A 22,611-nucleotide genomic window follows, 5' to 3' on the forward strand; every position below is an offset into this window, starting at 1 on the left:
CAGCCATGTGGACCGACACCAGACCCCCGGCCGAGATGCCGAAGCTGTTCGAACGCGGCGCGGACGTGATCTCGCTGGCCGGCGGCCTGCCCGACCTGGACGTCCTCCCGCTGGACGAGATATCCGCCCAGCTCGGCCGGCTCGTGCGGCTCGGCGGCAGGCTCGCCCTGCAGTACACCACCCCGCACGTCGCCAAGGCCCTCGTCCCCGCCGTCGCCGACCTGATGGCCCGCGAGGGCGGCCTGGCCGACGCCGACAACCTGATCCCGACCAGCGGCTCGCAGATGGGCCTGACCGCCGTCGCCCTCGCCCTCGGCAGCCCCGGCGACACCATCCTCACCCAGACCCCCGCCTACCCCGGCGCCACCGCCGCCTTCCGCACCGCCGGCCTGCTGCCGTACGCCGCCGCGGAGGACGCCGAGGGCCTCGACCCGGTCGAACTCAGAAGAACCGTCCAGGAGTTGCGCTCCGCCGGGCACACCGTCCGGCTGCTCTACACCAACCCGACCTTCCAGAACCCGACCGGCGCCACCCTCGCCGTCCCGCGCCGCGCCGCGATCCTCGCCGCCTGCCGCGAGCTCGACCTGCTGCTGGTCGAGGACAACCCGTACGGCCTGCTCGGCTTCGACGGCACCACCACCACGCTGTTCCAGGCCCTCGACCCGGAGCGGGTGGTCTACCTCGGGACGTTCTCCAAGATCTTCGCGCCCGGCCTGCGCTCCGGCTGGATCGCCGCCCCCGCCCACCTGCGGCACGACCTGGCCCGGGTCGCCGAGATCATCTCGCTGTCGCCCTCCGCGCTCGCCCAGGGCGCGCTGGCCGCCTACCACTCCCGCTCCGGCTGGGACACCCTGATCGACCGCTACCGGGACAGCTACCGCGAGCGCTGCGCCCTGATGGCCGACGCGCTGGACGCCGAACTCGGCACCGGCACCCCCTGGCACTGGCAGCGCCCCGGCGGCGGCTTCTACCTCTGGCTGCGCCACCGCGACCGGGCCGACGCCGGACCGTACGCGCGGGCCGCCGCCGACCGCGGCGTCTCGGTCGTCCCCGGCGGGCACTTCTCGATCGACGGCGAGCACGCCGACGGCCTGCGGCTGTGCTTCAGCAACGTGCCCCGCAGGAAGATCGCCGAGGCGGTCGGCCGGCTCTCCGCCGCGCTCACCGAAACCCCTTCCGAGCAGCGCGAGTTCGCGGAGGTGGCGGGATGACCGCGCCCGCCGTCGAGACCCTCGCGGAAGACACCGGGCCCGCCGCCGTCGACTGGGCCGACCTCGGCCCGCGCCACCGGCTGGCCGGCACCGACTGGCGGGTCTGGGGCGTCGGACTGCTCCGCAACGCCGGGTTCCCGGTCTCCGGCCTCGACCTGGTCGGCGGCACCCGCGCCCCGGCCGCCGCCGCCGCGCTCACCGCCGGCCACGGCACCGCCGACGCGTTCCACGCCGCCTACGCCGCCGACGCCGACGCCGAGGGCACCGCCCTCGCCCGCCTCGCCACCGACCCCAGGCTCCGCCTCGCCATCGCCTGGCAGAACCGCACCGTCTACCGGATCCTCGACTCGCTGGCCGCCCCCGGCGGCAAGGAGACCAAGCGCCGCCAGCGCGAACGCACCCTCGCCATGTACTGGCTGCGCTACTGCGCCAAGGCCGACACCATCGGCTTCTTCGGCCCCGCCGCCTGGATCGGCGTCGGCCGCACCGACCGCGCCGTCGACGTCGAGCCAGGCCCCGGCCTGGTCGCCGCCACCCACACCGCCCTGGAGCGCTGGACGGTCGCCGCCGTCGCCGACTGGATGGCCGAACAGCCCGGCGCCCGCTGGTGGTTCCCGCCGGTGCTGCGCCCCGACGTCCAGCTGGACGGCGACCGGCTGGTGCTGCCCACCCGCAAGGTGCTCCGGCTGCGCCCCGAGGAGGCCCAGCTGCTGCGGCTCGCCGACGGCGACCGCCACGCCGAGCGGATCACCGACCTGCTGATCGCCGAGCACGGCTGGGACGCCGCCACCGCCCGCGACAGGGTGGAGAAGGCCCTCGGCCGGCTGCTGCGCCAGCGCGTCCTCGGCTGGGACGCCAACATCCCGGTCGACGTCCGCGCCGAGCGGGTGCTGCGCCGCCGGGTCGACGCCATCGGCGACCCCGCGCTGTTCGTCCGCTACGACGCGGTGCTGACCGAACTCGCCCGCCACAAGCGGGAGATCGAGCGGGCCGGGACCGCCGAGCAGCTGGTCGAGGCACTGGACGCGCTGGACGCGTACTTCGTCGAGACCACCGGCGAGGCCGCCTCCCGCGAGGAGGGCAAGGCGTACGCCGGGCGCACCCTGAGCTACCAGGACGCGCTGCGGGACTGCCGGATGGAGCTCGGCCGGGACTTCCTGGACGCGCTGGCCCGCCCGCTCGCCCTGGTCGCCGACGCCGCCGACTGGTTCGGCAACCGGCTGGCCGAACTCGTCGAGGCCGAGGTCGCCGGATTCGTCCGGGCCGCCGCCGCCAAGCTGCCGGCCGGCACGCCCGTCACCCTCGCCGACGTCTGGCCGCAGACCCTGGCGCTGTTCTGGGGCGAGCACGACCACCCGGTGCGGCGCGCGGTCGGCGAACTCGCCCTGAAGTGGCGCGAGGTGATCGGCGAGCTGCCCGACGGCGCCACCCGGGTCGAGCTGCCCGCCGACCGGATCGCCGCCCGGGTCCGGGAGGTCTTCGCCACCGGCGAGGTGCGCTCCCCGCACCTCGCCGTGCACAGCCCCGACCTCCAGGTGGTGGCCCGCTCCGCGGCGGCGGTCAACGCGGGCGACTACACGGTGGTGCTCGGCGAGATGCACGCCTGCCTGGCCACCCTCGACCTGCCGTTCCTGGACTGGACGGCCGGCCCCGGCGGCACCGTCCGCGACCGGGTCAACCGGGTGATCGGCGCCGAACGCCTGGTGCCGCTGCTCCCGGTCGGCTGGAAGCGCAACAGCGGCCGGATGGTGCCCGCCCCGATCGGCGCCGGCGACCGGCTGATCGGCTTCACCCGCGCCCCGTTCGACCAGCGCGACCGGATCGAGCCCGCCGTCTCCATCACGCTCGCCGAACAGGACGGGCGGGTCACCGCGACCACCGCCGACGGCCGTGCCCGCTCGCTCTCCGAACTGCTCGCGGTGCTGATCTCGATCATCGCCTGCGACGCCTTCAAGATCGGCCTGGACCGGCCGCACGCCCCCCGGGTCACCCTGGACGGCCTGGTGCTGTTCCGGGAGACCTGGCGGCTGCCGCCGACCGGCGTCGAGCTCCCCGCCAAGGCCGACCGGCACCGCGACTACCTGGCGGTGCGCCGCTGGGTGGACGCCAACGGCCTGCCGGACCGGGCGTTCGTCAAGTTCCCCGAGGAGACCAAACCCTCCCTGGTCGACTTCACCAGCCCGGTGCTGGTGCTGTCCTTCGCCAACCTCGTCCGCCGCGCGGTGCAGTCCGACCCGGACGCCGTGGTGACCGTCAGCGAACCGCTGCCGGCCCCCGAGGAGTCCTGGCTGCCCGACGCCGACGGCGAGCGCTACGTCAGCGAGCTTCGGCTCCAGATCAGCCGAGAGGTGCCGCAATGACCGTGCTCGTCCCCGACGGCGCCGCGGTACGGGTACGCCCGCACCGGCCGTCGGACCCCGACATCGTCGCCACGATCGGCGGAACCCCGCTGGTCGCGCTCGACCGCCTGTTCCCGCCCGCCCGCTTCCAGGTGTACGCCAAGTGCGAGCGGTTCAACCCCGGCGGCTCCATCAAGGACCGGGCCGCCAAGTCGATGGTCGAGCAGGCCATCGCCAGCGGCCGGATCGTCCCCGGCGTCTCCACCGTGGTGGAGTCCTCCTCCGGGAACCTGGGCATCGCGCTCGCCCAGCTGTGCAACTTCCACCGGCTCGGCCTGGTCATCGTGGTCGACCCGCGCACCACCCCGCAGAACCTCGCCATCATGCGGGCCTACGGCGCCAGGGTGGAGGTGGTCGAGCACCGCGACCCGGCCACCGGCGAGTACCTGCCGGCCCGGATCGCCCGGGTCCGGCACCTGCTGGAGACCGTCCCCGACGCCTGGTGGCCCAACCAGTACGCCAACGAGGACAACGCCCGCGCCCACCACGGCACCATGCGGGAGATCGTCGAGGCGCTGCCCGCCGCCCCCGACTACCTGTTCCTGGCGGCCGGCACCACCGGCACCCTGCGCGGCTGCGCCGAGTACGTCCAGGCCCAGGGGCTGTCCACCCGGGTGGTCGCGGTGGACGCCGTCGGCAGCGTGATCTTCGGCCCGCCGGAGCCCTGGGAGGCCGCCCACAAGCGCACCATCCCCGGCCACGGCGCCGCCGTCGTCCCCGCGCTGCTGCGGCCCGGACTGGCCGACCGGGTGGTCAAGGTGACCGACTCCGAGTGCATCCGGGGCTGCCGCAGCCTGCTGGCCGAGGAGTCGATCCTGGCCGGCGGCTCCTCCGGCGCGGTGATCGCCGCGCTCCGGCAGTCCGCCGACTGGATCGAGCCCGGCGCCGTCTGCGTCGCGGTGCTCCCGGACGGCGGCGACCGCTACCTCGACACCATCTACGACGACCAGTGGGTCGAGTCCTACCTCCGGCAGTACCTGCCGCCCACCGAGCAAGAGAGAGACACGCCATGAGGATCCTCGGGCGGGAGGACGTCAGGGTCGCCCTGGCCGACCTCGACTCCGCCGTCATCGGCCTGGTCCGCGACGCCTACGTGCTGCACGGCCAGGGCAAGTCCGACCTCCCCTTCTCGACCTTCCTGCGCCCGCTGCACCGCTCCGACTCGCGGATCATCGCGCTGCCCGCCTACCTCGGCGGACCGGCCCCGGTGATGGGCCTGAAGTGGATCTCGTCCTTCCCGGAGAACGTCAAGCGCGGGATGCAGCGCGCCAGTTCGCTGTGCATCCTGAACGACCTGGAGTCCGGCTACCCGCTGGCCCTGATGGAGGGCAGCCAGATCTCCGCGGTCCGCACCGCGGCCGGCGCGGCGCTCGCCTCCGGCCTGCTGAACACCGGCCGCGAGGTCCGCACCGCCGGCCTGGTCGGCTGCGGCACCATCAACCACCGGGTGACGCACTTCCTCACCCAGGTGCACGGCGAGCTGGAGACCGTCCTGCTGCAGGACGCCTACCCGGAGCGGGCCGAGGTGTTCGCCGCCGAACTCGCCGCCGAGTACCCGGACATCGCCTTCCGGGCCGCCCCGCTGAGCCAGGTGCTGACCGCCGACACGGTCTCGATCGCCACCACCGACTCCACGTACTGGCTCGACCTCGCCGCCCACCCGCAGCGCCCGCACGGCCAGGTCGTGCTGCACCTGTCGCTGCGCGACCTGTCGGTCGGGTCGGTGCTCGACGCGGTCAACGTGGTCGACGACGCCGACCACGCGATCCGCGAGCAGACCTCGCTGCACAAGGCCGAACTGCGCTCCGGCCACCGCCGCTTCGTCACCGCCGAGATCGGCGCGCTGCTCGACGGCACCGCCGAACTGCCGGACGGCGCCCGCACCGTGGTGTTCTCCCCGTTCGGCCTCGGGGTGCTCGACCTGGCCGTCGCCGAGGCGGTGCTGAACGTCGCCGAGAAGGCCGGGCTCGGCACCGAGGTCGACGGCTTCGACCCCGGCACCCACAAGGTCACCTCGCACTTCACCGGGAGCCCCGCATGACCGGACTGTTCCAGGAGGGCACCCGGGCCGTCGTCACCGGCGCCTCGCGCGGCATCGGCGCCGCGATCGCCCTCCAGCTCGCCGAGCACGGCTGCGACGTCGCGCTCAACTACCGTTCCAGCGCCGGGAAGGCCGAGCAGCTGGCGGAGAAGATCGAGGGCCTGGGCCGGCGCGCCCTGCTGGTGAAGGCCGACGTCTCGGACGAGGCGCAGGTCACCGCGATGTACAAGGAGATCCGCACCGCCTGGGGCGGGGTCGACGTCGCGGTCCTCAACTCGGGGATCACCGCCGACGGGCACTTCGCGGCGATGAGCGCCGCCAAGTGGCAGGAGGTGATCTCCACCAACCTGACCGGCGCGTTCCTGACGGCCCGCGAGGCGACCAAGCAGATGTACGCCTCCGGCGGCTCGATCGTCTTCATCGCCTCCACCTCCGGGATCGCCGGCCGGGTCGGCCAGGCCAACTACGCCGCCTCCAAGGGCGGGGTGATCGCGATGGCCAAGACCCTCGCCTACGAGGGCGCGCCGAAGGGCATCCGGGTCAACGTGGTCGCGCCCGGCTTCATCGACACCGACATGGTGAAGAAGGTGCCGCGCGCCCAGCTCAAGGAGGCCGCGGCGGCGATCCCGCTGGGCCGGATGGGCACCCCGGAGGAGGTCGCCCAGGCGGCGGTCTTCCTGGCCAGCCCGGCGGCCTCGTACATCACCGCCAAGGTGCTCACCGTCGACGGCGGAATGCTCTACAGCTGACCCCCGTCACCGAACTGACGCTCCATCACATCACCGACGAGAGGAAACCGCCATGTCCACCGCCACCTTCGAGGACGTCCGCGCCCAGGCCGAGCAGCGCCTGGAGCGGAACCTGAGGATCAAGTCGATGATCATCGACCGCCTGGGCCTGGACGCCGAGGCCGAGGTCGTCTCCGACAACCAGCCGCTGTTCGGCCGCGGCCTGGAGATGGACTCGCTGGACACCCTGGAGATCGTTGTCATGATCAACAACGAGTACGACGTGCTGATCAGCGACGACGACTTCGAGGCGTTCGGCTCCATCAACGCCCTGGTCGACTTCATCGAAGCCCGCGAGGTCTGACCGTGACCCCCGCCACCGCCCTCGCGCCCGCCAAGGCCGCCGCGCCGGGCCGGGAGAAGCCGAAGACCTTCGCCTACTCCTCCGACGACATCAAGCGGATGCTGCCGCACCGCTGGCCGATGCTGATGATCGACCGCGCCTACGACGTGGTCCCCGGCGTCTCCGGACGCGGCGTCAAGAGCGTCTCGGTGAACGAGCCGTTCTTCGCCGGCCACTACCCCGACCACTCGATCATGCCCGGCGTGATGATCGTCGAGGCGATGGCCCAGCTGGTCGCCGTGGTCTACGTCGCCGAGCTGCTGGAGGCCCCGGCCCCGGCCGCCGGAAGCGAGCCCGCCGACCCCTCGGCCAGCGTCGGCTACCTCGGCTCGATCAGCTCGATGAAGTTCTCCCGGCTGGTCGTCCCCGGCGACCAGCTCACCCTGGAGGCCAAGCTCGGCCAGAAGCTCGGCGGCCTGCGCTCGGTCTCGGTCCGGGCCTCGGTCGGCACCGAACTCGCCGCCGCCGGCTCGCTGATCGTCACCACCGAGCGCAAGGGCTGACCCCGCCCCGCTCCCCGCAGGCCCCGCCCCAGCACAGACAAGGAGGTGTGCCATGTCCATCACGATCCGCCCCTACCAGGAGGGCGACGCGCACGACATCGCCGAGCTCTACAACCGGCACCGCGACAACCCCAACCCGGTGGCGGGCGGGATCACCGGCGCCGAACTGGAACGCGAACTCGCCGAGCGCGACACCGCGACGTTCCTGGTCGCCGTCGAGGACGGCCGGGTGGTGGGCACGTTCGGGCTGTTCCACAGCACCGGACGGCGCTCCGCCCGGGCCGGCGAGCTGATCGCCGACATGTTCTTCGTCGCCCCGGCCTACCGCAACGGCGTCATCACCGGCCGGCTGTTCACCGAGGCCGTCGAGTGGATGATGCGCTGCGGCTGCCTCGTCCTGCGGCTGACCGTCAACCCGGCCAACACCGTCGCCTTCAAGCTCTACCGGCGGGTCGGCTGCGTCTCGGTCGGCGAGACCGTCCCCGGCGAGGACGGCAACGTCGAACTGCACAACTACATCCCGCTGATCCTGCGCGGCGTCTTCCACGACCTCGGCCCCGAGGCCGTGGCGGAACTCGGCAAGCTCAGCAGCTTCGGCAGCGTCACCGACGGCCGGGACGGCGAACTCCGCTCCGACGTACGGCTGGTGGACGGCGTCCGGACGGTCGGCTACGCTCTCGCGCTCGGCGGCTTCAAGCTCACCGCCGGCATCGACGTCGACCGCGGCCTGCTGCTCGACGCCCGGCTCACCGACCCGGACGGCGCCACCCGGCAGCTGCGGATCGCCGAAGCCCCCTACGAGGTCAAGGAGTCGACGGGCGGGCAGCCACACCGCTTCGGCGGCGACGGCCTCACCGCCGAACTCGACCCCGCCGAGGGCACCCTCACCGTGCACGCCGAGGGCCACCACGGGCCGGTGTTCGTCTCCACCTGGCCCAGCGCCGAGGCCGACCGCTCGGCCGGCTGGCGCGAGGGCCAGGCCCGGACGCTGGAGGTCCGGGCCGTCGAGCACGGCGTCGAGGTCTCCGAGCGCACCGGCGGCAACCTGGTCACCGGCACCCTCACGCTCCACCGGGGCGTGCTGGAACAGCAGTTCAGCTACACCACCCGGCCCGGCCGGATCTTCCAGACCGTCGGACTGCGCCAGGGCGAGTTCGCCCTGACCGGCCCCGACGGCGCCGAACGGCACCCGATCGGCACCGGCATCGGCGTCCGCGACACCTCCGAGGTGGTCGCCGCCGCCCGGACCGCCCCGGCGGGCAGCGCGCTCGCCTGGACCGACGGCACCACCCGGGTCGCGCTCCCGGCCGGCCACCCGGTCCGGCTGATCACCGCCACCCTGGTCGAACGGCACCTCGTCCCCGACGCCGACGGCACCGCCCGGCTGCGCACCGAGTTCGCCACCGGCCCGGACCGGGCCGCCACCCGCACCGCCTCGGTCGGACAACCGCTCGACGGACAACGGAAGTTGACCGTCAAGGCGGCGGCCGGCGGAATCACCGGCTGGACCGAGGACGGCACCAAGGTGCTCCGCAGCCCCGCCCCCCGCACCCGCGCCTTCGGCTGCAACCCGCGCTGGCGGGCCGGGGCCTGGGTCACCCGCGAACACCACCGGCACAGCCTCGCCACCGGCCTCGGCTGGGGCGTCGCCACCCCGGAGTGGGAGCAGAAGCACCCGCTCGGCCTGGCCGCCCCGCAGGAGGGCGTCAGCTGGGAGGTCACCGCCCCCGAACGGACCGCCGAACCGGTCCGGCTCGACGTCCACGCCCCCGGCGCGGACGAGGAGACCGTCCTCTGGCTCACCCCCGACACCCCGGCCGACACCGCCGTGGTGATCGACTCGGCCGGCACCCGGCACGCCCTGGACAGCGGCGCCTTCCGGCAGGTCTGGGCCGCCGCCGCCGCGGTCCGGCTGACCGGCGGCCACTGGCTGCACCTCACCCCCGCCGGCCCGGCCGGCACCCAGGAGATCGTCCTGCGCACCACCTCCTCCGGACTGCTGATCGGCTGCGCCTCGGCCGGAGCCGACGCCGCCTGGCAGCTGTCCGTCCACCCCGCACCCGCGATCTGACCCCGCGCCACTCCTCGAAAGGACACCGAGACCACCATGACCACCGCCCCCGCCCGCACCGCCCAGGACGACTACACCACCGTCCGCACCGCCATCGGCGCCTACCGGATCACCGCCCCGCTGGTCCGGATCTCCGGCGGCGACCGCTACGAGTTCCTCGACCTGTTCCTGGCCAAGTCCAGCGAGTACGTCGAGCCGGACAGCGTCCGCGAGGCCCTGGCGCTGAACGCCGACGGCACCCCGTTCGCGATCCTGCTGCACTTCGAGATCGGCGACGACTCCTGGCTGCTGCCCCGCACCCCGGTCACCGCCGAGGAGCTGACCGCCTACCTGGCCGCCGTCGACGCCCCGGCCGACGCCACCGTCGAGGTCGCGCCGGAGGGCTGGGGCGCCAGCGCCTTCGAGGGCCCGCAGGCGTGGTCCGCCGCGGCGAAGTTCGTCGAGTTCGACATCTCCGGCCTGACCCTGCACGGCGTCACCGAGTCCGCCGTCCCCGGCGAGCCGGCCGCGCTCGCCCACCTCGCCCGGGTCGGCACCACCGGCGAGTACGGCTACCTGCTGCTCTCCAACGCCCCCGAGGCCGCGCACGCCGCGGTCGTCGAGGCGGTCGCCGCCGAGGACGGCGCCGAGGTCGGCCCGCAGGGCCTGGCCCGGGTCCAGGCCGAGGCCGGGATGGCCGTCTACGCGGCCGGCTTCACCGGGCTGCCGGTGCACGAGGCCGACCTCGCCTGGATGGTCGACTGGAACCGGATCGGCGAGTTCCAGGGCTCCGACGAGCTGGTCAAGCCCACCGCCGAGACCGCCAAGACCACCGCCCTGGCCGCCCCGGCCGGCGCCGAGCTCGCCCCCGGCACCGCCGTCACCGCCGGCGGGCAGCGGGTCGGCACCGTCGTCTGGCAGGCCCCGTCCGCCAACGCCGACGAGGAACTCGTCGTCGCCCTGCTGGACGCCCCGTTCTGGGTCCCCGGCCTGGAGCTCGCCGCCGGCGACGCCGCCCAGACCCCGCTGCGCACCGTCACCCAGCCCCGCGTCATCGCCCGCTCCCTCACCACCCGGATCCACTGATGACCGACACCACGACCGAGCGCATCGCCCTCACCGGGATCGGCCTGATCACCGGCGCCGGCGACGACGCCGAGAAGAGCTGGACCGCGATCTCCCAGGGCATCTCCGGGATCAAGACCAACACCCTCTTCGACACCACCGAGCTGCTCACCGACTGGGCCGGCATGGTCACCGCCGAGCAGCCCGCCGACCTGGACCGCTGCTACGCGCTGGCCGCCACCGCGATCCGCGAGGCCCTGCGCAGCTCCGGCCTCGACCTGGACACCGTGGACCGCGACCGGGTCGCCGTGGTGGTCGGCTCCAGCCTCGGCGCGATGCCGACCCTGGAGAACGTCCACCGCGGCCTGGTCAAGGACGGCGAACTGGACGCCCCGGCCGCCGCCGCCTCCCAACTCCCCTGCGTCGGCGACTACATCGCCGCCGAGTTCGACCTGCGCGGCCCGCGGATCGTGCTCTCCAACGCCTGCGCGGCCAGCGCCGTAGCCCTCGGCTACGCGGCCGAACTGCTCTGGAAGGGCGAGGTCGACCACGTCATCTGCGGCGGCGTCGACCCGCTGGCCGAACTCTCCGCGTACGGCTTCTCCGCCCTCGGCGCGCTCGACCCCGAGCCGTGCGCGCCGATGTCCGCCTCCACCGGGCTGACCCTCGGCGAGGGCGCGGGCTTCATGGTCCTGGAGTCCGTCGAACGGGCCGCCGCCCGCGGCGCCGCCGCGCTCGCCGAACTCGGCGGCTACGGCCTCTCCTGCGACGGCTACCACCAGACCGCGCCCGACCCCAGCGGCAAGGGCGCCGCCGCCGCGATGGCCCAGGCCCTGAAGACCGCCGGCCTGGCCCCCGAGGACGTCGACTACGTCAACCTGCACGGCACCGGCACCCCCGCCAACGACGTGTCCGAACCCAAGGCCGTCAAGCTGCTGTTCGGCACCGACCTGCCGCCCGCCAGCTCCACCAAGTCGATGCTCGGCCACACCCTGGGCGCGGCCGGCGCGGTCGAGGCGATCGTCTCCACCCTCGCCATCGACCGGGGCGTCATCCCGCCGACCGTCAACACCCGGGGCACCGCCTCCCCGTTCGGCCTGGACATCGTCCCCGACGACGGGCGGCCCGCGCCGCTGGAGGTGGTCGCCTCCAACTCCTTCGCGTTCGGCGGCAACAACGCCACCGTCGTCCTCAACAAGCCCGGACGGCCCGCCCGTTCGGCCCGGCACACCCAGCCCGTCCAGCACGTCGTGGTCACCGGCGTGGCCGGCCTGGCCGGCTCGGCCGGCTCCACCGCCGAACTCACCGCCGCGCTCGCCGAGGGCCGGATCGGCTACGACACCCTGGAGCACGTCACCGGCATCGGCGACCGCCCGATCGGCCGGATCGACGTCAAGGCCGTCACCAAGCGCCTCAACCCCAGCAAGGCCCGCCGGATGGACCCGCTCGGCGTGCTCGCCGCCGGCGCCGTCGGCGACCTGTACGACCGGCACGGCAAGCCCTCCCGGGCCGAGGCCGAGGGCACCGGCATCGTCTTCGCCACCGGCTACGGCCCGGTCACCTCGGTGCTCAACTTCCACCAGGGCGTGCTGGAACAGGGCATCACCGGCGCCAACCCGGCGATGTTCGCCAACACCGTCGTCAACGCCGCCGCCGGACACGTCGCGATGCTGCACCGCTACCGCGGCTACACCGCGACCATCGCCAACGGCGGCACCTCCTCCGTCCTCGCCCTGCAACTCGCCGCCCGGGTCATCGCCCGCGGCATGGCCGACCGCATCATGGTCGTGGTCGCCGACGAGTTCCCCGAGCAGGCCCTCGCCACCCAGGCCCGGCTGCCCGGGTACGCGAAGACCGCCCGGATCGTCCCCGACGGCGGCACCGGCACCGTCCTCGCCGAGGGCGCCGCCGCGATCCTGCTCGAATCCGAGGCGTCCGCCGCCGCCCGCGGCGCGCACGTCCTGGCGGACGTCCGCGGCTTCGGGGCCTCCGGCGAGTCCGTCGGCATCGGCCGGATCGGCCGCGACGGCGAAGCCTGGGCCCGCGCCCTGCGCGCCGCCCTCGCCGAAGCCGGCTCCACCCCCGAGCAGATCGACACCGTGGTCTCCGCCGCCTCCGGCTACCGCCTCGTCGACCACGCCCAGCGCCGCGCCCTCGCGCTGGCCGGCCTCGCCGAACGCCCCACCCGCACCCCCAAGGCCCAACTCGGCGAGACCTACGGCTCGGCCGGCGCCCTCGGCCTGGTCGCCGCCCTGGCCGGCGACGCCCCGGCCGGCCGGCTGCTGCTCTCCAGCTTCGCCTACGGCGGCTCCTACGCCGCCGCGGTGTTCGACGCGAGGGCCTGATGGACACCACCCGGCGCACCACCCCCGACCCCGGCGCCCTCGCCGCCGGCTGGTCCCTCCGCCTCGGCCCGCTCCAGCACGCGGCGGGCCGGGCCGGGCGACCGGAGGGCCAACTCGCCGCGCTGGGCGAGTCGTTGACCGGGGGCGGCGACGCCTCCGCAGCGACGGCGGACAGTTCCGCGACGGCGGGCTCCGGCCGGCCGGAGGCTGCGGTCGACGGTGGGCGCCCGGCGGGCCAACCGGCCGCGCTGAGTGGGTCGTTGGCGGGCATCGACGCCTCCGGCGCGACGGCGGGTGCGGGTCGACTCGCCGTTGCCGACGGGGCGTTGGCGAACAGCGTCGCGACGGCGGGTTCCGGTCGACCGGAGGCTGCGGCCGACGGCGGACACCTGACAAGCCAACTCGCGTCTTTCGAGCGGTCGTTGGCGACAGGTGCCGCTCCGGTGGTCGAACACCGCTTCGCCGAGCCGCGGTTGCCCGGTGCCGGCGGGTCCGCAGGCCGGCTGGTCGCGGCGTGCCTCGCGGCGCGCCGGCTGACCGTCCGGCTGGTGGGCGGCGGGGCCGACCGGTCCGGGGTCCGTACCGCGGTTGCTCCGGCGGCGGCCGGGGCCGGGGCGGAGCCGCAGGCGGTCGTGGACTGCCTGGTCACCCGGCACCCGAACCTGCCCCGGGACCGGATGGGCAACCGGCTGAACGACGCCGGGCGGTGGCTGATCGCCGAGGCGGTGGCCACCCTGCACGGGGTGCGGGTCCCGCCCCGCGCACTGGTTCGGGACGAGCACCGGCGCTGGAGCGTGCCGGAGGCGGGCCTGACCGCCTCGGTCGCGCACTGCGCCGGGTACTCGACGGTGGCACTGGTGGCCGGGCAGACCGTCGGGGTGGACCTGCAGGACCACCGGGACCGGCCGTTCGCGATGCAGTGGCTGGGCGCGCTGCTCGGCCGCCCGGACGGCGAGCCCGCCACCATGCGGGACTTCGCCGAGTGCGAGGCGCTGATCAAGGCTTCGCACCTCCGCAAGGAGACCTTCGCCGGCGTCCGCCTCCCGGACTGGCGGCCGGGCTGGCGGCCCACCAACGTCGGCTACCTGGTCCGCTCCGCCGACCTCGGCGACGGCCTCCAACTGGCCCTGGCCACCGACGCCCCCGCCCACGTCCGCTGGTGGTGGCAGTCGGACCCGGCCGCCCCGGCCGTCCCGCTGCCCGCCCCGAGCCTGGAGTCCGCCGCGTGAACGCCGCCGGCGCCCTGCCCGCCACCCGTACCCGCCCGGCCGCCACCCGTACCCGCCCGGCTGCCGCGGGCGCCCGCTCCGGCCGTCGACCCGGCTGCGCGCAGCGGTCGTTCGCCGCCGCCCCGTCCCTGGAGTCCGCCGCATGACCGCGACCGCCACCGCCACCGCTCCTGCCACCGCTCCCGCTCCCGCCACCGCGCCCGCCGCCAGGGCCTACACCCGGCGGATCTCGCAGATCGAGCGCGGCTACCTGAACGCGAACGCCACCGGCACCCCGCAGCTGATCCAGATGGTGATCGAGGGCGCCGGCCGGATCGACCCGGCCGAACTCGCCGACGCCGTACGGCGGTCGACCGCCGTCAACCCGGGCCTCGCGGTCCGCCGCAAGGGCCCGAACTGGCGGGCCGGGGACACCCCGCCGCCGATCACCGAGCTGCCGGCCGAGGCCGGGTACGCGCATCCGTTCTTCCACCGCGACCTGGACGTGGTGACCGGCCCGGTCTGCGAACTCGGCCTGGCGAACGGGCCGGTGACCCGGTTGGTGGTGCGGGCCAGCCACATCGTCACGGACGGCCGCGGGCTGCGGTACTGGATCGAGGACCTGTTCCGCGCGCTGCGCGGCGAGCCGCTGCTCGGCGCCGACTCCACCGTCGACGACACGCACTTCCGGGCCGCCGCCGCCCCCGTCCCGGCGGCGCCCGTACCGGCCCGGGTGCCCGGGTTCCCGGCGATCCTCGGGCAGGGCCCGGCGGACGGCGGCGCGCTGTGGCTGCGCCGCTCGGTCGCGGCGACGCCGTCCGCGGTGACCGCCCGGGTGGGCGCCGCGGTCTCCCGGCGGCTGGCGACCGACAGCGGGCGGCTGATCATCCCGGTGGACCTGCGCCGGCACGACCGCGAGGTGCGCTCCACCGCCAACCTGACCTCCCAGCTGGTGCTCGACCTGCATCGCGAGGACCGCTGGAACCGACTGCACAGCCAACTGCTGGCCGCGATGCTCCGCAAGCGCGAAGTCGCGGCGCTGGCAAGGGACTTCCTGCGCGACAACCCGTTCGCGAACTCGCTGCGCGAAGCCCAGGAGCTGGACGGCAGCCGCTTCCCGTGCACCGCGATCCTCACCGACCACGGCCGGATCGACACCGGGCTGTACCGCACCGCGGACTTCCGCCCGACCGGCTACCACACGCTGCCGATGCTCGTCCCGTACGCCGAGATGTTCCTGAGCACCTGTCAGATCGACGACCGCACCGAGCTCACCCTGTCCTGCCGCAACCGCCCCGACGCCCGCCCGGCCGCCGAGGCCGTGCTGGACGAGGTCGAGCGCGCCCTGCTCGCGGCCGACTGACCCCGGCCCGGGCCCCCAACCTCCTCTCCCCGCTGATGAAGGACCCGCGAAGATGCCCACCACACCCGCCCGCACCACGGTGAACGCGGCCAAGGGCAAGGCCCGCCGCAAGCCGGGCCCGGCCCGCAAGCCCGCCCCGAAGCCCACCGCCACCGCGACCAAGTCCAAGCCGCAGGCCAACAAGCCGCAGGCCAACAAGCCCCAGCCTGACAAGCCGCAGCCGAACAAGCCGCAGGCCGGGAAGCCCGCCGCCGAGGCGTCCGCGACCGCGCCGCAGCAGCCCGCACAGCCGCAGGCCGGCCCGCCCGCCGGCTCGCCCGCCGGCCCGCCCGGCGAGGCGCCGTCGAAGGCCGCGCTGCTGACGATGGTGATCGCGATGGCCGGCGGCTTCATCGCGCTGCTGGACACCACGATCGTGAACGTCTCGATGCAGGAGACCACCGCCCGGTTCGGCGGCATCAACCAGGTGCAGTGGGTGGTGACGGCGTACCTGCTGGCGTTGGCGGCGGTGATGCCGGCGACCGGCTGGCTGGCGACCCGGTTCGGGACGAAGCGGGTGTTCGTCGCGGCGGTGGCGCTGTTCGCGCTGGGGTCGGTGGGCTGTGCGGCCGCGCAGTCGCTGGACCAGCTGGTCGCGGCGCGCGGCCTGTCGGGGGCGGCGGCGGGCGTGTTGACGCCGGTGTCGACGATCCTGCTGACCCGGGGGGTGCCGCGTGAGCACCTGGGCCGGGTGCAGGCGCTGAACGGTTCGGTGATGCTGATCGGTCCGCTGCTGGGCCCGACCATCGGCGGTCTGCTGGTGGGCTGGGGCGGCTGGTCGGCGGTGTACGTGGTGAACGTGCCGTTCTGCGCGGTGCTGCTGGCGGCGGCGCTGCGCTGGGTCCGCAAGGACGCCCCGGCGGAGGGCGGGGCCCGGCCGCTGGACGTGCTGGGCCTGGTGTCCTCGGCGACGGCGACGGTCTCGACGGTGCTGGCGATCCACGAGTACGCGGAGCACGGGGCGCGGGCCGGGGCGGCGCTGCTGGTGCCGGTGGGCCTGGCGGTGCTGGGCGCGGTGGTGTTCGTGCTGCGCGAGCTGCGGGCGAAGGCGCCGCTGCTGGACCTGCGGCTGTTCCGGATCCCGGTGTACGCGGCCGCGGTGGTGAACATCTTCTGCCTGGGCTTCGTGCTGTACTCGCCGATGATGCTGATCCCGCTGTACTTCGAGGACGCCCGCGGCGAGTCGGCGGTGGCCACCGGCCTGCTGATGTCGACCGGCGGCCTGGGCGTGGTGACGGCGGCCTGGCTGTCCCGGGTGCTGCTGCGGCGGATCGGCGGCGGGGCGACGGTGCTGATCGGCATCGGCCTGACGATGCTGGCGACCCTCCCGATGACCGGCCTGACCGGCACCACCCCGTACCCGCTGATCTGCGGGAGCCTGGTGGTGCGCGGCCTGGGCACCGGCCTGACCATCGTGCCGACGATGACCCGGGCGTTCCAGTCGATCCGGCAGCAGTCCATCCCGGACGCCTCCTCGCAGCTCAACCTGACCCAGCGGATCGGCGGCGCGCTGGCCATCGCGGTGGTCACGGTGGTGCTGACCGACTCGGCGAAGGCGCACCACGGCATGGTGCCGGCGGCGTTCGCGCACTCCTTCGGCTGGCTGCTGGGGGTGTACGGGGTGACACTGCTGCCCGCGCTGGCGCTGCTCCTGGCGGATCTCCGGGAGAAGCGCCGGGCGGCCCGGCCGGCGGGGGCCGGGCAGCCGGCGCCGGCGGTCTGACGGGCCGCCGCAGCGGCGCCCGCGGTCAGCGCGTGGCGGGGAGCCAGCCGTCCTGGACGGCGTGCACCCCGGCCTCGAAGCGGCTGCGGGCGTCCAGGCGTTCCATCAGGTTGGCGGCGAACCGGCGGGCGGTGCGCGGGGAGACGCCCATCCGCTTGGCGATGGCCTCGTCGGTGTAGCCCTGGGAGAGCATCTTCAGGACGGCGAGCTCCTGCGGGGGCATCCCGTCGGCCTCGCACTTGGGGACGTCGCCGACCGGGATCGCGTTGTCCCAGACGCTCTCGAACAGGGCGCACAGCGCGGCGACGGTGCCGGCGCCGCGCAGCACCACGGCGCCGGCCCGGGCGTCCTCGGTGTCGATCGGGAGGACGGCCTGCTGCCGGTCGAAGATGATCATGCGGATGGGGAGTTCCGGCACCGTCCGGACCTGGCCGCCCTGCTGGTTCAGCCAGGTCACGTGGTCCAGGGTGGGCCGGTGGTTGCGGACGCTGTCCAGGTAGACGGTGCGCATCTGCACCCCGCGTTCCAGCAGGGCGGCGTTCGGCGTCCGGCTGGCCCGCAGGTCCTCCTCGGAGTGCGCGCCGCCGGGGGCGAAGGTCGCCACCTCCTGCCGCACCGAGCCGGCCAGTTCGGCCAGCCGCTCGCGGATCGACTCCGGCCCGCTCAGCTGCTCGGAGGACGCGTCGGTCGCGGTCGGCCGGAACGCCGAGCACTCCGCGATGAGTTGGGCGGCCGCGGCCCGGGACGCCTCCACCCGCAGCTGCTGGGCGGCGAGTTCGGCCTGCTGCCGGGCCAGCAGCACCTCCATCGCGGTCTCCGGGCCGACCGCCCGGAACCCTATGCCCTCCCGGGCGGACGGTTGGACCAGCGCCAGTTCGCTCAGCCGGTCGAGGCCGCGGCGTACCCGCTCCTCGCTGATGCCCAGGCCGAGGGCCAGGGCGAGGACCCCGGACTGCGGTTCGGCCAGCATCCGCCGGTAGATGGATTCGGCCTCGGTGTCGAGTCCCAGTGCGTCCAGCATGAATCGATCCCCGTTTCGATCAGCGCCAGTAACGTTTGCTCGGAGTCAGAGCTTACTGATCCAGGGCAACCGTGTACCTACCGTCACCTTCCGGAAAGATGACCGGACAACGGACAGGCGGGCGGCGGACGGACGGCGGACGGGCGGCACCCGGGCGGCGGGCGGACGGGGGTTCACACGGCGGCGGGCACCAGCAGCCGGCCGACCAGCTCGACCGCCTCGGGGAAGACCACCGGCGGGGGTTCCGCCAGGGCTGACGCGCAGTCACGGAGCAGGCAGTGGAAGGAGAACAGCGCCGACGCCTCCTGCCGGACCAGGTTGTGCTCGAACAGCACGTCCAGCAGCCCTTCGGCCTCGTCCGGGCTCAGGCCGGTCACCGCGGCGGCCCGCTGGGCGTCGAAACTTTCCTCCCCCTGGCGGCTCATCAGCCGGGAGAAGCTCCGCTGCGAGCGGTCCAGGTACTGGTAGGAGGCGCGCAGCAGCGCCATCAGGTCCCGGTCGGGGGTGCGCAGGCAGTGCGCCCGCCGGACCGGGTCGGCCAGCCGGGCGGCCAGTTCGGCGACCGTCCAGGCCGGGCGGTCGCGCAGCTTGGTCGCGGCGATCCGCACCGCCAGCGGCAGGTGGCCGCAGAGCGCGGCGGCCTCGGCGGCCGCGCCCGGCTCCCGGGCCACCCGGGCCCGGCCGGCCACCCGGGCCAGCAGCTCCACCGCGTCGGCCGGCGGCAGCACGTCCAGCGGGAGGGCCACCGAGCCGTCCAGGGCGCCCAGTTTGCGGCGGCTGGTGACCAGCACCAGGGTCTCCCCGGCGCCCGGCAGCAGCGGACGGACCTGCGCGCTGTCCGCCGCGTCGTCCAGCACCAGCAGGCAGCGCCGCCCGGCCAGCCGGGAGCGCCACAGCGCGCTGCGCTCCTCCAGGGTGGCCGGGACCTCCTCCGGCCGGAGCCCGTCCGCGCGCAGCAGCGCGGCCAGCGCCCGGAGCGGCGGCACCGGCGGCCGGGACTCGTCGAAGCCGTCCAGTCCGACGAAGAACTGCCCGTCCGGGAACCGGTCGGTCAGCTCGTGCGCGATCCGCACCGCCAGGGTGGTCTTGCCGACGCCGCCCATGCCGTCGACCGCCAGCATCAGCGGCGCGCCCGGCGCCCGGTGCTCGACCGCCTCCAGCAGCAGCGCGCACTCGGCGCCCCGGCCGGTGAAGTCCGCCAGGTCGTGCGGCAGGCAGTTCGGCCGTCCGGCCGACTCCCTTGCCTGGTACGGGAGTTCGGGGGCGGCGGCGACCGGCTCGGGGCCGTGCACGCCGGGGCCGTCCGCCAGGATCTCCGCCTGCAGGGCGCGCAGGCCGGGGCTCGGCTCCAGGCCCAGCTCGGCGGCCAGGAAGCGCCGCCCCTCGTCGTACACCGCCAGCGCGTCGGCCTGCCGGCCGCCGCGGCACAGCGCCGTCATCAGGCTCCGCCGCAGCGAGTCGCGCAGCGGGTACTCGGCCAGCAGCGCGGTCAACTCGCCGACCAGCGAGGAGGTTTCGCCGACCTTCAGGCGCAGCGCCATCAGGTCCTCGACGGCGGTCAGCCGCTGCTCGTTCAGCTTCACGGCGGCACTGGTCACCGCCGGGCAGTGGATGCCCGCGAACGCCTCGCCGCGCCACAGGTCGACCGCCGACTGCAGCAGCCGGATCGCCTCCGCCGTCCGCCCGTCCCGCTCCGCGGCCCGGGCCTCCCGGACCTTCCGGGCGAACCGGTTGGCGTCCACCGCGTCCTCCGGGGCGGCCAGCCGGTAGCCGACGTCCGCCGTGACCAGCCGGTGCTCGCCGGCGGCCAGCACCCGTCTCAGGTCCCGGATCGCGTTGTGCACCTGGGGCCGGGCCGAGGAGGGCGGGTCCTCCCACAGCTCGTCCACCAGGAAGTCCATCGACACCACCCGGCCGACGTTCAGCAGCAGCAGTGCCAGCAGCCGCTGCTGCCGCATGCCCCGGACGTCCACGGGGACACCGCTCTGGCGGGCCTCCAGGGCGCCCAGTACCAGGAATTCCATCGTCCTTCACCCCCGTGAACGCGATCAGGTCCTTAGGTTCCGTGCTCTTCGTGCGTCTCGTGCGTCTCGTGCCGGTCGTGCGACTGCTGCGCCCCGTGCGGTTCAGCCGCCCCAGGTGACGTCGCCCTGCGGGGAGACGCCCGGGTGCGGGGTGGCGGTGGCGGTCGGGGCCGGGGTCGGGGTCGGGGTCGGAACGGTGTCGATCTGCACGCTCCCGGCGCCGTCCGCGAGATTTCCGGAGAATTCCACGGCGCCCGCGGAAACGGTCAGTGCGGCTGCGGCAATCACCAGGGAAATCGCGAACTTGGAGACGCGGGTGACCAGCACGGAATTCTCCTCGAAAGTAGTGGGCTGTTCCCGGAGTATTCTCCGGTTTCTCCCGGCCGGGCCGCTCGCCCCCGCCGACTCCTCTACTGTGCGCCCTCCGCGCCCCGGAGGGAACAGCCGACGGCTGGACGGAACATGCACTGACCTAAGCCGTCCACGCCGACCTCACTCGAAGCCCCACCAGGGCCCGGGGACCGGTGCCACGCCCACCGACAGCACGGTGAAGCCGGCCAGTTCCGGCTCCGCCGCCACCACCCGCCCCAGTAGTGCGGCGGACCGCGACTCGGCCCCGGCCAGGTCGGGCGCCAGGCTGAACACGCCCACGGTGACCTCGCCGGGAATCTCCGGGTGGACGCTCACGTGCTCCAGCGCGTCCGTCTCCCGGGCATGGGAGCGGACCATTTCCGCGAAGCCCGGAGGAACCCCGCCGCCGACCGGTATCCGAATGCGCGCATGAACCAGGTACATGGTTCCATAGTGGGCCTCTCCACTAGGTGCCCGAACGAATTCGGCGTGGTCGTTTTATGCCGTGGCACAAACCGTCCTCATCCGGGGTCCGCCCCCCGACCGCCGCCGACCGACGCGCGTTCGATTACCCTCCCGCATGTGAGACTCCTCAGAGGCCCCTCCGGGCCGCGCCCCCGCAAGCCCGCTGCCAAGGCTGCGGCGCCCCGCCTGGGATGGCTCGACGTGCTGCGCGGCATAGCCGCGCTGTCCGTCGCGGTGTACCACTTCGGGCTGCCGTTCTACTGGTTCCACGCCACCAAGCTGCCGAACTACATCGACCCGGGCATCTTCGGCGTGATGCTGTTCTTCCTGGTCAGCGGCTACATCATCCCGGCCTCGCTGGAGCGGCGCGGCGACGTGCGGTCGTTCTGGATCGGCCGGTTCTTCCGGATCTACCCGGTGGTCATCGCCGTCGTGGTGCTCAGCATGGTGGTGCTGCCGCGCCGCCACGGCGTCGTGGCGGCCTGGACGTACGAGCACCCGCTGCTGATGCTCGCGGGCAACGGCACCATGCTGCACGAGCTGTCCGGCGTGCCCGGTGTGATCGGCGTGATGTGGACCCTCGGCTACGAGATGGTCTTCTACTACTTCGCGACCGCGCTGTTCGTCCTGAACAAGCACCGCCGCAGCGCGCCGATCGCGATGGGCTTCTCCGGCGCGGCCATGCTGCTCGGCTCCTGGCTGCCGCTGGGCGCGCTCTCCCACGGCACCCACGTCGGGGCCCGCAACGTGACCCTGGCCGGCCTGGTCGTGCTGGGCGCGGCCTTCGTCGCCATCTTCAGCGGCCGGGCCGACCTGGCCCGCTGGGGCGGCGTGCTGCTCGGCTCGCTCGGGCTGGTGCTGGTGCTGCTCAACAGCCGGTCCGCAGGCTTCGAGACGCTGATCATCTTCGGCACGATGTTCGCCGGCACGGTGCTCTACCGCTGGGAGCACGGCCAGCTGGACGGCCTGAAGACGGCGATCTGCTGCGGGTTCGTGATCGCGGCCGGCGTGCTCGCCGGGTACGAGCACGACCGCGGTGAGGCGCTGTGGCGCAGCTGGACGATGACCTGGAAGTCGTTCTCCTTCGCCTACCTGGCGGCCTGGCTGCTGTTCCTGGCGGGCATGGCGCTGCGCCACCGGCGCTTCCCCAGGGCGCTGACCTGGCTGGGCACCGTCAGCTACTCGGTGTACCTGCTGCACGTCCCGCTGGTCCGGGTGATGGAGTGGGCCCTGGAGGGCCGCAAGCCGTTCACCTCCTGGACCGACCGGGGCCTGCTGACCGCGGCCTTCTTCGGCACGCTGCTGCTGCTCTCGTTCCTGGCGTACCACCTGATCGAGATGCCCTTCCAGCGCCTGGGCCGCCGGCTCTCCGACGCGCTGAACCGGCGCTTCCCGCCCAGCGACGGGCCGCGGGAGACCGCTGTGCCGCCCGCGCGCGAGCCGGTGGCGCCCGGTGCCGAGCCGGTGCCGGCCGGGGTGCCCGCGGGCTGACCGCCGGGCCGTACGGGCCCCGAACGACGAACAGCAGTGCCCGGCCGGGTTCCGTGCGGCCGGGCACTGCTGCTCGTCGGGCGGAAAGCCGGGGCGCGAAGCCGGGCCGGAGAGCCGGGCCGGAGAGCGGACCGTCCCGCCCGCACCGGTCTTGAGCGGGACGGGGCGCGGGCGGGACGGG

Annotated in this window: 19 protein-coding genes; 15 read left to right on the forward strand and 4 right to left on the reverse strand. The window is 74.3% G+C overall.

Annotated features, from left to right (window positions below; all coding sequences use genetic code 11):
* The first annotated feature begins 5 nt into the window (after nucleotides 1–5).
* From KSE_RS20865 to KSE_RS20925, 14 genes are read left to right on the forward strand one after another with little or no spacing between them, the layout of a single operon-like run.
* Nucleotides 6–1,211 carry an aminotransferase-like domain-containing protein gene (locus KSE_RS20865; protein ID WP_014137320.1) on the forward strand — a complete coding sequence of 402 codons (1,206 nt, stop codon included), beginning with the start codon at nucleotides 6–8 and terminating at the stop codon, nucleotides 1,209–1,211.
* Entirely contained in the window at nucleotides 1,208–3,571 is a 2,364-nt protein-coding gene (locus KSE_RS20870; RefSeq protein ID WP_014137321.1) for a lantibiotic dehydratase, read from the forward strand. The genes KSE_RS20865 and KSE_RS20870 overlap by 4 nt, the downstream gene beginning before the upstream one ends.
* A complete protein-coding gene (gene sbnA, locus KSE_RS20875; RefSeq protein WP_014137322.1) occupies nucleotides 3,568–4,623 on the forward strand; it encodes a 2,3-diaminopropionate biosynthesis protein SbnA in 1,056 nt (351 codons plus the stop codon). The genes KSE_RS20870 and sbnA overlap by 4 nt, the downstream gene beginning before the upstream one ends.
* Nucleotides 4,620–5,651, forward strand: coding sequence for a 2,3-diaminopropionate biosynthesis protein SbnB (gene sbnB, locus KSE_RS20880; protein WP_014137323.1), 1,032 nt, complete (start codon nucleotides 4,620–4,622; stop codon nucleotides 5,649–5,651). The genes sbnA and sbnB overlap by 4 nt, the downstream gene beginning before the upstream one ends.
* The gene (fabG, locus tag KSE_RS20885) at nucleotides 5,648–6,400 is read left to right on the forward strand and encodes a 3-oxoacyl-ACP reductase FabG (protein WP_014137324.1); all 753 of its coding nucleotides are present in this window, start codon (nucleotides 5,648–5,650) and stop codon (nucleotides 6,398–6,400) included. The genes sbnB and fabG overlap by 4 nt, the downstream gene beginning before the upstream one ends.
* A gap of 52 nt (nucleotides 6,401–6,452) precedes the next feature.
* Entirely contained in the window at nucleotides 6,453–6,743 is a 291-nt protein-coding gene (locus KSE_RS20890; RefSeq protein WP_014137325.1) for an acyl carrier protein, read from the forward strand.
* Nucleotides 6,744–6,745: 2 nt separating this feature from the next.
* Nucleotides 6,746–7,285 carry a 3-hydroxyacyl-ACP dehydratase FabZ gene (fabZ, locus tag KSE_RS20895; protein WP_014137326.1) on the forward strand — a complete coding sequence of 180 codons (540 nt, stop codon included), beginning with the start codon at nucleotides 6,746–6,748 and terminating at the stop codon, nucleotides 7,283–7,285.
* Between the two features lie 52 nt (nucleotides 7,286–7,337).
* A complete protein-coding gene (locus tag KSE_RS20900; RefSeq protein ID WP_014137327.1) occupies nucleotides 7,338–9,356 on the forward strand; it encodes a GNAT family N-acetyltransferase in 2,019 nt (672 codons plus the stop codon).
* Nucleotides 9,357–9,392: 36 nt separating this feature from the next.
* Nucleotides 9,393–10,421, forward strand: coding sequence for an aminomethyltransferase family protein (locus KSE_RS45890; protein WP_014137328.1), 1,029 nt, complete (start codon nucleotides 9,393–9,395; stop codon nucleotides 10,419–10,421).
* A complete protein-coding gene (locus KSE_RS20910; RefSeq protein ID WP_014137329.1) occupies nucleotides 10,421–12,745 on the forward strand; it encodes a beta-ketoacyl-[acyl-carrier-protein] synthase family protein in 2,325 nt (774 codons plus the stop codon). Before KSE_RS45890 ends, KSE_RS20910 begins: the two co-directional genes overlap by 1 nt.
* Complete coding sequence (locus KSE_RS43645) at nucleotides 12,745–13,974, forward strand: 4'-phosphopantetheinyl transferase family protein (protein ID WP_193365926.1); 1,230 nt, start codon at nucleotides 12,745–12,747, stop codon at nucleotides 13,972–13,974. The genes KSE_RS20910 and KSE_RS43645 overlap by 1 nt, the downstream gene beginning before the upstream one ends.
* Entirely contained in the window at nucleotides 13,971–14,120 is a 150-nt protein-coding gene (locus tag KSE_RS42925) for a hypothetical protein (RefSeq protein ID WP_157850066.1), read from the forward strand. Before KSE_RS43645 ends, KSE_RS42925 begins: the two co-directional genes overlap by 4 nt.
* Nucleotides 14,117–15,316, forward strand: coding sequence for a hypothetical protein (locus KSE_RS20920; RefSeq protein ID WP_014137331.1), 1,200 nt, complete (start codon nucleotides 14,117–14,119; stop codon nucleotides 15,314–15,316). Before KSE_RS42925 ends, KSE_RS20920 begins: the two co-directional genes overlap by 4 nt.
* Before the next feature lie 52 nt (nucleotides 15,317–15,368).
* Nucleotides 15,369–17,078 carry a DHA2 family efflux MFS transporter permease subunit gene (locus tag KSE_RS20925; RefSeq protein WP_014137332.1) on the forward strand — a complete coding sequence of 570 codons (1,710 nt, stop codon included), beginning with the start codon at nucleotides 15,369–15,371 and terminating at the stop codon, nucleotides 17,076–17,078.
* A gap of 25 nt (nucleotides 17,079–17,103) precedes the next feature.
* On the opposite strand, the gene KSE_RS20930 is transcribed toward KSE_RS20925, so the two are convergent.
* The 4 genes from KSE_RS20930 to KSE_RS20945 all read right to left on the reverse strand — a co-directional run bounded on the left by KSE_RS20930 (nucleotide 17,104) and on the right by KSE_RS20945 (nucleotide 20,852).
* Nucleotides 17,104–18,099 carry a helix-turn-helix domain-containing protein gene (locus KSE_RS20930; protein WP_014137333.1) on the reverse strand — a complete coding sequence of 332 codons (996 nt, stop codon included), beginning with the start codon at nucleotides 18,097–18,099 and terminating at the stop codon, nucleotides 17,104–17,106.
* Nucleotides 18,100–18,272: 173 nt separating this feature from the next.
* Nucleotides 18,273–20,123, reverse strand: a complete 1,851-nt coding sequence (locus KSE_RS20935) for an AfsR/SARP family transcriptional regulator (RefSeq protein ID WP_014137334.1) — start codon at nucleotides 20,121–20,123, stop codon at nucleotides 18,273–18,275.
* Nucleotides 20,124–20,225: 102 nt separating this feature from the next.
* Nucleotides 20,226–20,450 (reverse strand): hypothetical protein, encoded by a 225-nt coding sequence (locus tag KSE_RS20940; protein WP_033258856.1) that lies wholly within the window; start codon nucleotides 20,448–20,450, stop codon nucleotides 20,226–20,228.
* A gap of 165 nt (nucleotides 20,451–20,615) precedes the next feature.
* A complete protein-coding gene (locus KSE_RS20945) occupies nucleotides 20,616–20,852 on the reverse strand; it encodes a hypothetical protein (RefSeq protein WP_033258857.1) in 237 nt (78 codons plus the stop codon).
* Between the two features lie 204 nt (nucleotides 20,853–21,056).
* Here KSE_RS20945 and KSE_RS20950 point away from each other — a divergent pair, with 204 nt between their 5' ends.
* Nucleotides 21,057–22,430: an acyltransferase family protein gene (locus tag KSE_RS20950; RefSeq protein WP_014137337.1), complete on the forward strand. Its 1,374-nt coding sequence runs from the start codon at nucleotides 21,057–21,059 to the stop codon at nucleotides 22,428–22,430.
* Nucleotides 22,431–22,611: the final 181 nt, after the last annotated feature.

Origin of the sequence: Kitasatospora setae KM-6054 (genome assembly GCF_000269985.1) — a bacterium.
Taxonomy (GTDB): Bacteria; Actinomycetota; Actinomycetes; order Streptomycetales; family Streptomycetaceae; genus Kitasatospora; species Kitasatospora setae.

Bases quoted from the DNA above. Each gene is read 5' to 3' on its own strand.
- KSE_RS20865 (WP_014137320.1), top strand. From the start codon at position 6: ATGTGGACCGACACCAGACCCCCGGCCGAGATGCCGAAGCTGTTCGAA.
- KSE_RS20870 (WP_014137321.1), top strand. From the start codon at position 1,208: ATGACCGCGCCCGCCGTCGAGACCCTCGCGGAAGACACCGGGCCCGCC.
- sbnA (WP_014137322.1), top strand. From the start codon at position 3,568: ATGACCGTGCTCGTCCCCGACGGCGCCGCGGTACGGGTACGCCCGCAC.
- sbnB (WP_014137323.1), top strand. From the start codon at position 4,620: ATGAGGATCCTCGGGCGGGAGGACGTCAGGGTCGCCCTGGCCGACCTC.
- fabG (WP_014137324.1), top strand. From the start codon at position 5,648: ATGACCGGACTGTTCCAGGAGGGCACCCGGGCCGTCGTCACCGGCGCC.
- KSE_RS20890 (WP_014137325.1), top strand. From the start codon at position 6,453: ATGTCCACCGCCACCTTCGAGGACGTCCGCGCCCAGGCCGAGCAGCGC.
- KSE_RS20900 (WP_014137327.1), top strand. From the start codon at position 7,338: ATGTCCATCACGATCCGCCCCTACCAGGAGGGCGACGCGCACGACATC.
- KSE_RS45890 (WP_014137328.1), top strand. From the start codon at position 9,393: ATGACCACCGCCCCCGCCCGCACCGCCCAGGACGACTACACCACCGTC.
- KSE_RS20910 (WP_014137329.1), top strand. From the start codon at position 10,421: ATGACCGACACCACGACCGAGCGCATCGCCCTCACCGGGATCGGCCTG.
- KSE_RS43645 (WP_193365926.1), top strand. From the start codon at position 12,745: ATGGACACCACCCGGCGCACCACCCCCGACCCCGGCGCCCTCGCCGCC.
- KSE_RS20920 (WP_014137331.1), top strand. From the start codon at position 14,117: ATGACCGCGACCGCCACCGCCACCGCTCCTGCCACCGCTCCCGCTCCC.
- KSE_RS20925 (WP_014137332.1), top strand. From the start codon at position 15,369: ATGCCCACCACACCCGCCCGCACCACGGTGAACGCGGCCAAGGGCAAG.
- KSE_RS20930 (WP_014137333.1), bottom strand. From the start codon at position 18,099: ATGCTGGACGCACTGGGACTCGACACCGAGGCCGAATCCATCTACCGG.
- KSE_RS20935 (WP_014137334.1), bottom strand. From the start codon at position 20,123: ATGGAATTCCTGGTACTGGGCGCCCTGGAGGCCCGCCAGAGCGGTGTC.
- KSE_RS20945 (WP_033258857.1), bottom strand. From the start codon at position 20,852: ATGGTCCGCTCCCATGCCCGGGAGACGGACGCGCTGGAGCACGTGAGC.